The following is a 14,579-nucleotide window of genomic DNA, read 5'->3' as shown; positions in this document are numbered from 1 at the left end:
GAAACTGAGTGGGATTCGATGACGTTTACGCGAGCAAGATCGTCGCCCCCCGCGCGTGGGGCGCGGATTGAAACAATAAGTCATGGCGCAAAGGGCGATTGGACGACCCGTCGCCCCCCGCGCGTGGGGCGCGGATTGAAACCAGGCCAACAATAGTACCATCTGGCGCCACGGGGGTCGCCCCCCGCGCGTGGGGCGCGGATTGAAACGAAGGTGCCGGCGATACGCATTGACCCGCCCGTGGTCGCCCCCCGCGCGTGGGGCGCGGATTGAAACCGGGGTGCACCCAAACCATGGGGTTACCTGGAGCGTCGCCCCCCGCGCGTGGGGCGCGGATTGAAACCGCGCGCTTCTCCAGGGCCTGGAGGCTATCCCGGAGGTCGCCCCCCGCGCGTGGGGCGCGGATTGAAACTCAGTTGGGGCACCATGGACCTCATCGATCTGGGGAGTCGCCCCCCGCGCGTGGGGCGCGGATTGAAACTTCCCTCTCCTCCAGCTCCTCCAGCAGCGCGGCGGTCGCCCCCCGCGCGTGGGGCGCGGATTGAAACGTGATCGGCCACAGTGTTGAGTGCACGAACGGCGGTCGCCCCCCGCGCGTGGGGCGCGGATTGAAACATCGACGGCGGCCAGCCTCATGGCCTTGCCCGCGGGTCGCCCCCCGCGCGTGGGGCGCGGATTGAAACTCATCCAGGGCCGGCAGGGCCAGGATGGGCCTATGTCGCCCCCCGCGCGTGGGGCGCGGATTGAAACAAGGCGCGGTTAGCCTTGACCGCCTCCGCCTTAGCGTCGCCCCCCGCGCGTGGGGCGCGGATTGAAACCTGAATTTTATCCTAAGAAAAATCAGATAAGTTAAGTCGCCCCCCGCGCGTGGGGCGCGGATTGAAACCCCTAATCCCTGAACCTTCAGAACATCCAAAAACGTCGCCCCCCGCGCGTGGGGCGCGGATTGAAACCCCGGTATCTCGTAATCGGCCGTGCTTATTTCCCAGTCGCCCCCCGCGCGTGGGGCGCGGATTGAAACGGACGATATTTTGCCACAGGAAGACCGAGGAGGGGGTCGCCCCCCGCGCGTGGGGCGCGGATTGAAACAACCTAGTGGTTACCTTTTTTCACCACGCTATAATGTCGCCCCCCGCGCGTGGGGCGCGGATTGAAACAGCCAGTCCGCCACAGCCTCCGCCCATTCCACGAGCGTCGCCCCCCGCGCGTGGGGCGCGGATTGAAACATGTAAACCGCCTCAACCAACAGGCTATAGTAGAGTCGCCCCCCGCGCGTGGGGCGCGGATTGAAACTTGCAAAGTGCTTGCAGATTTTCCCAATCCCCCCCGCGTCGCCCCCCGCGCGTGGGGCGCGGATTGAAACTTCACGAAGTCGCGGGCGAAGTGATAGTGGTGATGGTCGCCCCCCGCGCGTGGGGCGCGGATTGAAACGCCTTTTAGCCGACTCTCCCGAATGGCCCAGGCGGTCGCCCCCCGCGCGTGGGGCGCGGATTGAAACCACATGACCACCTTGCCGCTCATAACTCACCTCCCGTCGCCCCCCGCGCGTGGGGCGCGGATTGAAACAGGGGCTGCGGCTGCTGGGCTACGGGCAGCGGAGTCGCCCCCCGCGCGTGGGGCGCGGATTGAAACATCAGGCTGGCTCAACACGTTCGCTCCTTCTCCAGTCGCCCCCCGCGCGTGGGGCGCGGATTGAAACACCGGTGCGGGAGCCCTATGTGGCCGACTACCTGGGGTCGCCCCCCGCGCGTGGGGCGCGGATTGAAACTTGAGGCTGCCAACGGAGATTGTGACGGCGAGGGAGTCGCCCCCCGCGCGTGGGGCGCGGATTGAAACCTATCGCCCACGATATCAGATTCTGGTACCCACCGTCGCCCCCCGCGCGTGGGGCGCGGATTGAAACACTATATTCCTTGCCAAAGTTGTACGGCGGAGAAGGTCGCCCCCCGCGCGTGGGGCGCGGATTGAAACAACCAGCTGGGGCATTTTATCGGTGGACAGGCCGTTGGTCGCCCCCCGCGCGTGGGGCGCGGATTGAAACCTCAATGAAGACCTCGGATGGCGAAGCGGCAGCGTCGCCCCCCGCGCGTGGGGCGCGGATTGAAACTCAGACCAGTTAGAAACTCGACCGGAACGGGTAAGTCGCCCCCCGCGCGTGGGGCGCGGATTGAAACATTTACATGTCAGAGGGGTTGCCCATACATCCGTCGCCCCCCGCGCGTGGGGCGCGGATTGAAACTACATGATGCGCGCGGCCAGGGCGACACATCCGGAGTCGCCCCCCGCGCGTGGGGCGCGGATTGAAACAATTTGAGCACGTACATGACCATCACCATCCTCAGGTCGCCCCCCGCGCGTGGGGCGCGGATTGAAACATCTGTACGGGCAGCATCGAACTCACGCCGACCTGGTCGCCCCCCGCGCGTGGGGCGCGGATTGAAACGATTTTTACCTGTAGTTTTCTGTCCGTCGCCAGCGTCGCCCCCCGCGCGTGGGGCGCGGATTGAAACATTGTACCCATCTGCAACACATCGAGCTTCCGTAAGTCGCCCCCCGCGCGTGGGGCGCGGATTGAAACGGTAGAGGAAGACGGGACATTTTTTGAAGTTAAGGTCGCCCCCCGCGCGTGGGGCGCGGATTGAAACATTTACCTGTGTGGCCCCTATAGGGGCGACATAGGTCGCCCCCCGCGCGTGGGGCGCGGATTGAAACGCGGAATTCCAGTTGCGAACTGTTTACCGCCGTGGGTCGCCCCCCGCGCGTGGGGCGCGGATTGAAACATGAACGCGCATGCCATACCGCGCCTGTTCCGGCTGTCGCCCCCCGCGCGTGGGGCGCGGATTGAAACCTGGAAAGATATCCTGCCCGGCAATCCCAGGCGCGTCGCCCCCCGCGCGTGGGGCGCGGATTGAAACCGGCGGGCGCGTGTATATCAGCTGGGGCACCATCGTCGCCCCCCGCGCGTGGGGCGCGGATTGAAACCTTGGGCCCATTGGAAGGCTTCCTCCTGAGACAGGTCGCCCCCCGCGCGTGGGGCGCGGATTGAAACTTTCTCATGATAGATGAAATTGAATCCAAGGCAAGTCGCCCCCCGCGCGTGGGGCGCGGGTTGAAACTAAGGTGCCAGCAATTCAGATGTACCCGCCAGAGAGTCGCCCCCCGCGCGTGGGGCGCGGATTGAAACTCTCCTCGCCTGCCCGGCCGCGCAGGGGCTTGGGTGTCGCCCCCCGCGCGTGGGGCGCGGATTGAAACAACAAGATCAAGCAGCTAGTTCTCCGAGTCACTAGTCGCCCCCCGCGCGTGGGGCGCGGATTGAAACCTGCGAAACAGGGGAAGAAGATGAGGGATCGCGTCGCCCCCCGCGCGTGGGGCGCGGATTGAAACAGATAATGGAAGTAGCAGGAAACATCGGCGTATTGGTCGCCCCCCGCGCGTGGGGCGCGGATTGAAACATTTACAGACTTCCCATCTCCGAGGTGGAAGAGTGTCGCCCCCCGCGCGTGGGGCGCGGATTGAAACACAATAAACGGCGTGGGAACCCACCCTACAGCCATGTCGCCCCCCGCGCGTGGGGCGCGGATTGAAACCGATTCCTCCCGCCTCCACCAACCACAAAATAGGTCGCCCCCCGCGCGTGGGGCGCGGATTGAAACCCTGACTTTTGGCAGGGGAAGGGGCGGTATCGAATGTCGCCCCCCGCGCGTGGGGCGCGGATTGAAACCAGCGACGGCAGGAGCTTGCGGAGATAATTGCAAGTCGCCCCCCGCGCGTGGGGCGCGGATTGAAACTCCGAAAAATTTTTCAAAAGCGCGACAAATTAACGTCGCCCCCCGCGCGTGGGGCGCGGATTGAAACAACTCAAATTGGCGACTTTTTGTTAATGGTTATAAGTCGCCCCCCGCGCGTGGGGCGCGGATTGAAACACGGAACCTATATCTACGTCGCCGACTATAGCAACGTCGCCCCCCGCGCGTGGGGCGCGGATTGAAACATGCGATGGGGATTACACCATGAACCTTGACAATCAGTCGCCCCCCGCGCGTGGGGCGCGGATTGAAACCAGAAGGAGAACATAACCTACGAGCAGGCAGTGGAGTCCCCCCCCGCGCGTGGGGCGCGGATTGAAACTCCTTGTCGAAGGGCATGTCTTTCACCTCCTTTAAGTCGCCCCCCGCGCGTGGGGCGCGGATTGAAACCCCCAGCTTGTGGTACGCCCAGCGCTTCAATGGCGTCGCCCCCCGCGCGTGGGGCGCGGATTGAAACAATTCACTCATGGTGGCGTACAGCTGGTCGGCCTGGTCGCCCCCCGCGCGTGGGGCGCGGATTGAAACTGCGTGGCCATCTCGCGGGCCACGGAACGCAAGCGTCGCCCCCCGCGCGTGGGGCGCGGATTGAAACCTTGGTGGGATCGACCAGGCGCACCATGGCGGCGGTCGCCCCCCGCGCGTGGGGCGCGGATTGAAACATTGAGGCCTATAAGCCGGGTGGGGTGGATCACCGTCGCCCCCCGCGCGTGGGGCGCGGATTGAAACTATTGGAGCCTTTGCACCCAAGATTCAGGTAAACCGTCGCCCCCCGCGCGTGGGGCGCGGATTGAAACAGTAAATGGATACTAAATCAGTCCCCTGGGCATGTCGCCCCCCGCGCGTGGGGCGCGGATTGAAACCAGTTCGTCCGCGCCGGCCTCCCCATCCGGCTCGGGTCGCCCCCCGCGCGTGGGGCGCGGATTGAAACGACAATCAAATAGAGTAAGTGGGTAGGACGCCGGGTCGCCCCCCGCGCGTGGGGCGCGGATTGAAACCAATAAAGGATCACCAAGGATTAAACCCTGATAATGTCGCCCCCCGCGCGTGGGGCGCGGATTGAAACCACCGTGACTGGCATATTGCCATGAAACTCCACGGGTCGCCCCCCGCGCGTGGGGCGCGGATTGAAACCGATGTGTCTTCCCAGGCCATGATGATCACACGCGTCGCCCCCCGCGCGTGGGGCGCGGATTGAAACCTGTGCCCTCGTGGCGCAGGCCATCCGCAGAGGCAGTCGCCCCCCGCGCGTGGGGCGCGGATTGAAACATGATCCCAGGCTGGCGGGCCGAGGGAATGGGGTCGCCCCCCGCGCGTGGGGCGCGGATTGAAACCCGTCACAGGCCACGCCCGTGGGATAATTGAACTGTCGCCCCCCGCGCGTGGGGCGCGGATTGAAACCACCGTGACTGGCATATTGCCATGAAACTCCACGGGTCGCCCCCCGCGCGTGGGGCGCGGATTGAAACTTCCTGTCCCGCCACCATATCCAGGCGGCAAGTACGTCGCCCCCCGCGCGTGGGGCGCGGATTGAAACAGGCTCAGATAATCGAACAACGCTTTCGCAAGGGGTCGCCCCCCGCGCGTGGGGCGCGGATTGAAACTCCGATAATGCGACGACCGTCCCGACGCCTCTCATGTCGCCCCCCGCGCGTGGGGCGCGGATTGAAACTACACCACCAACACCCTCATATCGCCTCCAACCGTGTCGCCCCCCGCGCGTGGGGCGCGGATTGAAACCCTTTCTTATTTAAGGGAATCTTATGATGGACTGTCGCCCCCCGCGCGTGGGGCGCGGATTGAAACTTCTACCGCATTGTGCATGCGTAATGCGCATCCCCTTCCCGGCACGGGCCGGGAAGGGGATGTCGCCTCGCTCCTCACCAAGTCGGCGGGCAAGCCGGAGAACCTAACCTGCCGCCTGCTCTTATGCCCGCCTCCTGCGTCCCCGGCGTCTCGCGCAGCCCGCCAGGGAGAGCAGGCCGAGGGAGAGGCCCAGCATGAGCACGGCGGTGCCGCCTCCCGTGCCGCAAGGGGAGGTAACGGTGAAGCCTTTCTCCAGGCGCGCCTCCCCGCCTCCCGGGTTCGCCACCACCACGTCGTAGGCTCCCGGGCTGGCCCCCAGGATGTCCGCGCTGCAGGTGATCTGGGTATCCGAGACCACCTTGGCGTTGAAGGCCTTGATGACCGTGGATCCCTTCTCCAGCCTCACCTTGGCCCCGGGCTCGAAACCGGTTCCCGACACGGTGAGGTTGATCCTGTAGGTGAGCTGCGTGGCCTGGTTGGGGGCCACGGCGGTGACGGACAGCTCCACACCGGTGCCTCCCCCGTCCTCGGTCCTGAGGATGGTGCCGTCATCCCCCACCGCGAAGGCGTTCAGCGCGTCCAGGGCGGCCACTCCGCGAAGGGTCACGGTGGTGCCGGAGGTCTGGGGAACCCAGGTGGCGCCGCCGTTGGTGGTCTTGAGGATGGTGCCGCCCGCTCCCACCGCCCAGGCCGTCTGGGCGTTCACGGCGGCGATGCCGTGGAGGTCGGCGGTGGTGCCGGAGGTCTGGGGAACCCAGGTGGCGCCGCCGTTGGTGGTCTTGAGGATGGTGCCGCCCGCTCCCACCGCCCAGGCCGTCTGGGCGTTCACGGCGGCGATGCCGTGGAGGTCGGCGGTGGTGCCGGAGTCCTGGGTAACCCAGGTGGCGCCGCCGTTGGTGGTCTTTCCCAGCAGTCCACCCTGGCCCGCAGCCCACACCGTCTGGGTGTCCACGGCGCAGATGGCATAGACGGTCTGGGGGATGACCACCTGCGGCGTCCAGGTATCCCCGCCGTTCGTGGTCTTCATGATGCCGTTCTCCCCCGCGATCCAGACGGTGTCGGCGCCGGCGGAGGAGACGGCGTGGATGTCGTTGGTAATCCCGAGCGACTGGTTGGCCATGGCTCCCGTACTCGCCGGCGTGGGGGCCTTGATCACCGTACCGTCCACGCCCACGGCCCAGTACCAGTCCTGCTCCACGGTCACCCCAAGGAGGTCCTCGTCTACCTGCCCGCTTGCATCCACGGGCCCTCCAAGCCACAGGTTCTCAGGGAGCGCGGGATTGAAGAGGTGCGCGTAGGTGACCTGCATACCCCCCGACGCGACGGCCATAACCCCCGACCCGGCCCTGGCGTCCACGGCGTGGAAATCGTATCGCGCGGGTAGCTGGGAGGTCCAGGTGGCGCCGCCGTCAGTGGTCCTCGCTATGCTCCCCATGCCGGCCACCCATGCCGTGTCCGCGCCGGCCGTGCACACCGCCGTCGGAATAACGTCGCCACAGGGTTGGAGCCGCCCCCAACTCGCGCCGCCGTCGGTGGTCCTGAACACGTAGCCCTCGATGTTGAACATCCCCGCCGTCTCATTTGGCATCGCGGCCACCCAGGCGTTGTTCCCGTCCACCACGGAGATGCCCGCCGTGATCATGGGAGTGTAGCCGATGGGGAAATGGTAGCCGCTCCAGGAACCGCCGCCATCGCCGGAAACGTAAACGGACAACGCTTTTCCGGTACTCATCACGTTTCCCAGCACCCATACCTTGCCATCCCCGAGACTGGATATCTTCCTGAACTGGCCGCCGGCAGCAATGTTATGGAAACTCCAGGAACCGCCGCCGTCGGTGGTCTTGAGGGCTCCTCCCGTGGCGGACACCCAGGCTTTATCCTTGTCGACGGCGTCCACGTCGTAATAGCATTCAGAAGCGCCTGCGCCCGTTTTTACACACTTCCATGTACTTCCTCCATCGGTGGTCCTGAGGACGACGCCGTGGTAGGTAAATGAGGAGGGTGTTTCCCCCTCCAGGCCTGCCGCCCACGCAACCTGGTCGCTGACCGCCGAGATCCCCAACAAGTAAATGTTGCTCACCGAGCCCTGCGAGACCCAGGTCGAGCCCCCGTCGGTGGTCTTGAGGATGATTCCATTGCCCACCGTCCAGGCGGTACGCTCGTCCACCGCATCGATGGCGAAAAGGCTCTTGCTTGTGCCCGTTTCCTGCCGCTGCCAGTGAGCCCCGCCATCCGTCGTCTTCATGACCAGGCTGCCGGAAGTGGCAAAGTTGCTCCCGACACACCAAACGGTATTCTGGTCGACGGCGGTGATGTCAAAGAACATGCAATCCGCGCACACTACGTCCTGCTTCACCCAGCCCGTGCCCGGGGAGGCGCACGCCTCGCTCGGCGCAAGGAGCGGCACAGGCGCCGTTCCCGGAAGCAGCGCCAGCAGCAGCGCGCAGGCGCAGACGAGCAGGATTACCATTGACTCCCTGGCTCTTCCCCACATCCCCTCTCACTCCTTTCTCAACGCTCTACATCGACGACGAACACCGAAACGGCGGGTTCCCCTTCCTGGAAGAAAAACCCTTCGCCCTCTTCCAGCGCCACGCCCTGCGAGGGAGACGCAACGCCTCACGGTACGTCAGAGCATGTGGCGTGCCTGACGCCTCGGAGAGAACCAAGCGGGTGGTGGAAGCGGGGAGGAGATCCTCACCGTGGGGTGCCCTATGCGCCCGGATTCCTTTTCCACCCCCATTTCCGTCCCCCGTTTACCGACCGTTTTGCGTGCCCTTTGCCTCACGACCGGCATGCCCTCTTCCCGTGCACGCCGTAACTTCACCTGAACAGAAACCATATTCCCCGTATATTTATAACATGATGCCCCTTATTAAGCAAGGGGAGATCAGCCGGCGTCATCAACCGGCCGCGGGAAACTCGTGGCCGCAAGGGGTGAACACAAAAACGGGCACCGGAAGGTCCCTTGGACTGGACTACCCTGCTTCCACGAGGCGCGTCAGGGGAGCCTCTCCACGCGGAAGGAGGTGCGCCAGGGGGGCGAGCCGTGGCGCAGGTAGATGACCCCGCTGCCGCGCAGGCCAAGGCTCTTGGCCTCCTGGAAGACGTACACCGTCGCCTCCTTCGCCCGCGCCCCCAGCTCGGCACCGGCATAATGGCAGCGCAGCTCCAGGCGGTGCGAATCCAGCCCCGCCAGCCTTCCCACCCTGTGCACCTCCGCCCGGCAACGCCGGGACTTGAGCATGAGCCAGTCGCCCGCCTCCCGGGCCTTGATCCAGAGGTCCTCTCCCTCCTCGCCCAGGCACTTACCCGCCGTCGCCACCTCGATGCGGCAGTGCGCCGCGCGCCGGAAACAGTAGTCCCCCACCGCCTCCGCCATGATATGAAGGTGCCTGGCCTTCAAGCCGGCGAAGTTGCCCATCCTTCCCCCCCAGACCCGCAGCGGCCTCTCGGGCGTCCCCTCGGCCTGCATGCCCACGTAGTCGAGGCCGTCCGGGACGGTGAACTCCCCCTCGTGTAACCTAGAAAATGCTTCCATGCCAAGGCTGGAAAGATAACCCACCGCCTCCCGCTGCCACTGCATGCGCAGCCTCAGGTAATCCCCGGAGGCCTCGCGCATGAGGCGCATGGCCAGTTCCACTATCTCGCGGTCGTCCCGCGTGGGGAGGGCCCGGCGTACCCGCGCCTTGCTCAGGCGGTCACGCGAGCGCAGGTTGAGGAAGAAATCGTCCAGGGAGAAGGCGAGGAAACGCTGCCTGCGCGCCTCGTCCTCCCGCCTGTTCGCCTCGAGGATCTCCTGCAGCGATCCCGGCCCGTCCCCGTAAACGGGCTTGGGGAACCTCATCCTTTCACTCTCCTCGTCCGGACGCGCTGCCCGCGGGAGTGTCCCTCCGCGATCGCGGCGGGCCGTGGCCCGTTTCCCGGCGACGCGCCCCCTTCCCTCACGACACCTCCCGCGTTTTTCCCGCGTCCTTTCCTCTCATCCTTCCAACCGACCACCTCCATTATTCCACTCGCCGGGCACGGCGGGAAGGACGGGCGCGCACGGGTTCACGGGAACGTACGGGTTCGCGGGAACGTACGGGACCGCAGACGAGCACGGGGTCGCAGGCATGCACGGGGTCAGGACCTTTCCACTTCCGGCCCCATCCATGCCAGGACCAGTCCACGTGCGACGAAGACGTCGGGCGTTGCCAGGGGCGACCGACGAGGCCTGGCCACGGGGCGTCGCGGCTCACCGCGTGACGTAACGGGTGACCGCGGAAACCGTCCGCAGCATGAGCATGGGACAGAGGCGCTTGAGGTAATAGAGGGCGTGGGCCTCCCTGCCCAGGAGGCACAGGAACCGGTTCGCGGCCACGGCTTCCAGTATCTTCCTGCCGGCGACCTCGGGATCCATGCCCTTTCTCTGCAGCGCCTCGGCGTACTTCTCCTCGCTCACGCGCTGCTTCTCCGTGCGGTAATAGGTGCGCCCGCGCTCGCCGATGGAGGTGCTCACGGCCCCGGGGCAGACCACGGTGACCCCCACGCCGTGGTTCCTGGCCTCCGTCCACAGCACCTCCGAGAACCCCACGATCCCGAACTTGGTGGCGGTGTAGGCGATGTGCAGCGGAAGGGCCGCGAACCCCGACACGGAAGCGATGTTCACGATGTGACCGCCGCCCCGCTCGATCATGTGGGGGAGGAAGAAGCGGCACCCGTAGATCTCCCCCATGAGATTCACGCCCACGATCCAGTCCAGGTCCTCCGGCGGTATGAGGTCCAGCTCGCCGCCCACGGCCACGCCGGCGTTGTTCACCAGGAGGTCCACCCCGCCCTTCAGCAGGATCACCTCCCTGGCAAGTTCTTCCACCTGGTCGCGCCGGGACACGTCCGCCTCCCGGGCAAGGCAAGACCCGCCCATGCCCTCCACCTCCGCGGCGAGCCCGCGCAAACCCTCCGTGTCGATATCCACGGCGACCAGGTCGCAGCCGGCGCGCACGCAGCTCAGGGCGATCCCCCTTCCCAGCCCCGATGCCGCCCCGGTGACCAAGGCCACCTTGCCGCGGAACCACTCCATTCCCTTCCTGCGCGGCAGCTTCCTTCCCGACATGCGGCTCACCTCCCCTTCCCTTCCCGCATCTCGCTTCCGAACCGGCCACCGTCTTCCCGCGACCTCACTGGATGAGCCCCTTGCGGGCCATCCAGAGGAGCATGCGCCTGCCGATGTCGTCCCGGTTGAAGAAGGCCAGGGTGCCGTGGTACATGCCGGGGCGCATGCGCTTCAGGAACCAGAACAGCTTGCCGGAGAACTGGGGCACCACGTAGAGGCGCTTCCTTTCCACGCCCCTGACCACCGCCTCGGCCACCTCGTCGGCGGTCATCCTCGCGTAGCGGAAGGTGGTCCGCGAGAACTCCACCTCGAATTCGTCCGTGTAGCGCATGTTGTCCAGGAGGTGGGTGTTGAAGAACATGGGGCAGACCACGGTGACCCCTATCCCGCAGGGGGCCAGCTCGCTGCGCAGGGTCTCCGAGAGGGCGATGACCGCCGCCTTGGTGGTGTTGTAGGGGCCCATCTCCAGCAGGGTGAGCAGGCCCGCCGCCGAGGCCACGTTGACGATGTAGCCTCCCCCCTGCTCCTTCATGCGGGGTATGAAGGAATGGCAGCCGTAGAGCATGCCCCAGAAGTTCACCCCGAAGGCCCACTCCCAGTCCTCGAGCGGGATGTCCCCCACGAAACCCACGGAGACCACGCCGGCGTTGTTCACCAGGACGTCCACCCCGCCCCATTCCCGGAAGAAGTGCTCCGCCATGGCCTCCACCTCTCGCGGACTGCTCACGTCGAGGCGGTAGACCTCGCCGTCCCCGCCCTTCCTCCGCACCATCTCCAGGGTCTCGCGCGCCGTTTCCTCGTTGATGTCCGCCACGCCTACGCGACAACCCCTGGAAGCCAGGGCCAGCGCAAGCGCCCGCCCCAGCCCGGACCCCGCTCCCGTGATGACCACCCTTTTCCCGTCCAGCCTGTACGCGCGCATTCCCCTTTCATCCCCCTTTCTCTCTCACCGCGGCGGGCTCTTCGAAACCCGCACGCCGACCATGACGCACAGGAACGCGACCGCCTCACCGCGCCGCCGCCCGGCCGGCCACCGCCGCCTCCGGCTCGGCCCGCCCGCTCTCCCCGCAAGAGAAACCGGCCGTCACCGCACGCTTCCCGGCCGCCGACACCACCCGCCTCCCGTCACTGTTCGTAACGTTTCTCGAAGACCTGCCCCTTGTAGGTGGAGCGCTCCAGCTCCCCCGGCTCGGCCCAGATGATCTCCGGGGTGAACTTGGCCTTGACGTGGAAGGCCTCCTTCATCTCCGCCTCCAGCTCCGGGAGCTTCTCGGCGGGAAAATCCTCGGCCCTCTCGACCCTTATCTTCAGGGGCGGTGCCACGCGGGGAGGTTTCTCGGTGAGCACGATTCGGAACTGCCCGGTGACCCGGGGAGCGAAGGAGGTGACCACCCCCTCCACCATGGCGGGATAGACGATGACCCCCTTGACCTTGAGCATGTCGTCGGTGCGCCCCATCACCTTGTAGCGGAAACCGGTCCTACCGCACGGGCAGGGCGATACGAAGACCTGGTGGATATCTCCCAGGCTGGTGCGCAACCAGGCCATGCCGTCGCCCTCGAGCACGGTGAAGATGGCCTCGCCCTGCGCCCCGTCCTCCAGGGGCACGGGCTCCTTGCTCTCCGGGTCCACCAGCTCGTAGTAGGCCAGGTCGTCGGCCGTCCAGTGCATCCCCTGGTATTCCTCGTGGTCGCAGGAAAACCCGAAGCCCGCGCCGGCGTCGAAGATGCGGCATCCGTAGGCCGACTCCAGCTTCTCCCGCACCTCGGGTATGCCCGCCCCCGGCTCTCCGCCGCACATGAGCATGCGGAAGCCCAGGTCCCTGGGGTCCCTGCCCTGTTCCCGGCATTTCTCGACCAGGTACTCGGCCAGGGAAGGGGTTCCCGAATAGACCGTCCCCCGGAAGAGGGTCTGCATGAGCAGGATGCGGTCGGTGCCCGCCTCCGCCCCCACGGGGATGGCCATGGCCCCCAGCTTGTGCATGCCCATCATGGTGGGGATGCCGGCGATGACCATGGAGAGGGCGAAACAGAAGAGGACGCGGTCGCGGGAGCGCATGCCCGCCCGCCAGGCCCCCCGCACCATGGCCTCACCCCACACGTCCTCCATGTCCCGCCGCGTCATGGGATAGGGGGTGGGGACGCCGGTGGTTCCCGTGGTGGTGGCCATGATCATGAGGTCGTCCACGGAGACGGGGATGATCTGGTCGATGACCTTGAGGATGTCCCCCCCGAACTCCACCACCATGGCCCGCAGCCTCTCCTTGTCGAAGAGGGGCACGGCGCGGGAGAAATCCTCGAAGCTCCCGACCTTTTCCGGCTTGAGGCCCAGCTCGTCGAACTGCCTGGTGTAGAAGGGCGCGTTGTCGTATAGGCGCCGCAGGAGCTTTTTCAGCTTGGACAGCTGGATCTCCCTCATCCCGGGCGTGTTGAGGATGGGCTCCATCTCCATGTTCCAGTAGGGACGTTCCTCTTCCATCTCTCCTCCCTCCTCCAAGAACCTCTTCCCCGCCTCGAGCCGGCGCGGATGCGGCGTTTCCGACGGATACCGCCTGCGGGAAGGGCCTGCGTACCCGGCAATAAACGCCAGGCGGCATCGTGACGCGCCGGGAAGCGGGAAGCCCAAACCCGCGCGGGCCCCGGCATCATGCGGGACCGTTCCCGTGCCGCGCTTCCTCCGCCTTCCCCGGCGGAAACCGCTCAGAAGTTCCTCGGGGGGACCATGTCCCCGCGATGCAGCGCCTTGTAGAAGTAGCCGAAATCGTAGCCGTAGGCCGCACTGACGGCCCCGCGCTTGCAGATGGCCGCGCAGTCGTTGCAGGACATGCAGTCGGGCACCGTCTTCTCCACCATGCGCGCCTTCTTCCCCTTGCCCGTGTCCGCCAGGTAGAGGCAGGCGCCGGGGCAGATGAGGACGCAGTTGCCGCAACCGTTGCACTTCTCCTCGTCGACGACCACCCGCCCCACGCGGCACTGCTCCGGGTTGTCGTAGGTGGGTATGACGAGCATCTCCTTCAAGGTCAGGTGAGCCATGTCGCATCCCCCCTCAGAAAACCGTCCTCTTGGCGCCGTTCTCCCACCAGTCGATCTCGTGCAGCTCCCGCTCCACCATGCCGTCCGGTTCTCCCACGGGATATCCCAGGGTTATGGCCTCGATGAGGCGGTAGGGCCAGCGGATCCCCAGCTTCCTCTTCCACTTGAAGCCGAACTTGAACATCTCCACGAACCCCACCCAGCAGGTACCCAGGCCGAGCGAATGCGCGGCCAGGACCATGTTCTGGCCGCAGATGCCGATGTCCACCTGGGGCTTGGAGACCCCGCGCTTATCCATGAGGATGAGGATGACCGTGGGGGCCCCGTGGAAGAGCCGGAGCTTCCCATCCGCGATGAGCTGCATGGCCCCGAAGGGGATGGGGTGCAGCTCGTTGGGCATGAGCCGGATGTATACCTGGGAATTCATCCAGGCCAGCTTGCCCAGCGGGCTGTTCTGCCAGTTGAGGAGGAAGCTGAAGAAGCGGCAGCGTCTCCTAACATATTTTTCCATGTCCTCCAGCATCTTCTTGTCGCGGACGACGATGAACCTCCAGGGCTGCGAGTTGCCCGCCGAGGGGGCGAACCTGCCCGCCTCCAGGACGCGGCGCACCAGTTTTTCCGGCACCTGCTGGTCCTTGTACCTGCGCACGCTGCGGCGCTCCAGGATCACCTTCTCCACGGGGTTCCACGGCATCCCCTCGCGCCAGGTGTACATCTCGCCGTATGGAGCCTTCTCCCTCTTCTCCTCTTCCTTGGTAGCCGGTTCCGCCATCTTACCTCCTTTCCCCCTTTGCCGCCTTCCACCCGCCGCGAGGCGCGACCCCGCGCCCGCCGGGCCCGCCG

7 protein-coding genes and 1 CRISPR repeat array (1 of these 8 only partly in view) are annotated in these 14,579 nt (G+C 66.1%); all 7 genes read right to left on the bottom strand.

Annotated features, from left to right (window positions below):
* Window positions 1–5,609: a CRISPR direct-repeat array (repeat unit 33 nt; unit sequence GTCGCCCCCCGCGCGTGGGGCGCGGATTGAAAC) (it extends 6,009 nt beyond the left edge of the window).
* A 121-nt stretch (window positions 5,610–5,730) separates the two neighbouring features.
* Window positions 5,731–8,103 carry a hypothetical protein gene (locus H5T73_06055; GenBank protein ID MBC7247323.1) on the bottom strand — a complete coding sequence of 791 codons (2,373 nt, stop codon included), beginning with the start codon at window positions 8,101–8,103 and terminating at the stop codon, window positions 5,731–5,733.
* Between the two features lie 507 nt (window positions 8,104–8,610).
* The gene (locus tag H5T73_06050; protein ID MBC7247322.1) at window positions 8,611–9,456 is read right to left on the bottom strand and encodes a hypothetical protein; all 846 of its coding nucleotides are present in this window, start codon (window positions 9,454–9,456) and stop codon (window positions 8,611–8,613) included.
* 390 nt (window positions 9,457–9,846) lie between these two features.
* Window positions 9,847–10,704, bottom strand: a complete 858-nt coding sequence (locus H5T73_06045) for an SDR family NAD(P)-dependent oxidoreductase (GenBank protein MBC7247321.1) — start codon at window positions 10,702–10,704, stop codon at window positions 9,847–9,849.
* A gap of 64 nt (window positions 10,705–10,768) precedes the next feature.
* Window positions 10,769–11,626 carry an SDR family NAD(P)-dependent oxidoreductase gene (locus H5T73_06040; GenBank protein ID MBC7247320.1) on the bottom strand — a complete coding sequence of 286 codons (858 nt, stop codon included), beginning with the start codon at window positions 11,624–11,626 and terminating at the stop codon, window positions 10,769–10,771.
* A 203-nt stretch (window positions 11,627–11,829) separates the two neighbouring features.
* Window positions 11,830–13,182, bottom strand: a complete 1,353-nt coding sequence (locus H5T73_06035) for an AMP-binding protein (GenBank protein ID MBC7247319.1) — start codon at window positions 13,180–13,182, stop codon at window positions 11,830–11,832.
* 221 nt (window positions 13,183–13,403) lie between these two features.
* Complete coding sequence (locus H5T73_06030) at window positions 13,404–13,736, bottom strand: 4Fe-4S dicluster domain-containing protein (GenBank protein MBC7247318.1); 333 nt, start codon at window positions 13,734–13,736, stop codon at window positions 13,404–13,406.
* Window positions 13,737–13,749: 13 nt separating this feature from the next.
* Window positions 13,750–14,508, bottom strand: a complete 759-nt coding sequence (locus H5T73_06025; GenBank protein ID MBC7247317.1) for a nitroreductase — start codon at window positions 14,506–14,508, stop codon at window positions 13,750–13,752.
* Between the last annotated feature and the right edge of the window lie 71 nt (window positions 14,509–14,579).

It is taken from the genome of Actinomycetota bacterium, assembly GCA_014360655.1.
In the GTDB taxonomy this organism is placed as follows: Bacteria; Actinomycetota; Geothermincolia; order Geothermincolales; family RBG-13-55-18; genus JACIXC01.
This window is presented reverse-complemented; position numbering and strand designations above follow the sequence as displayed.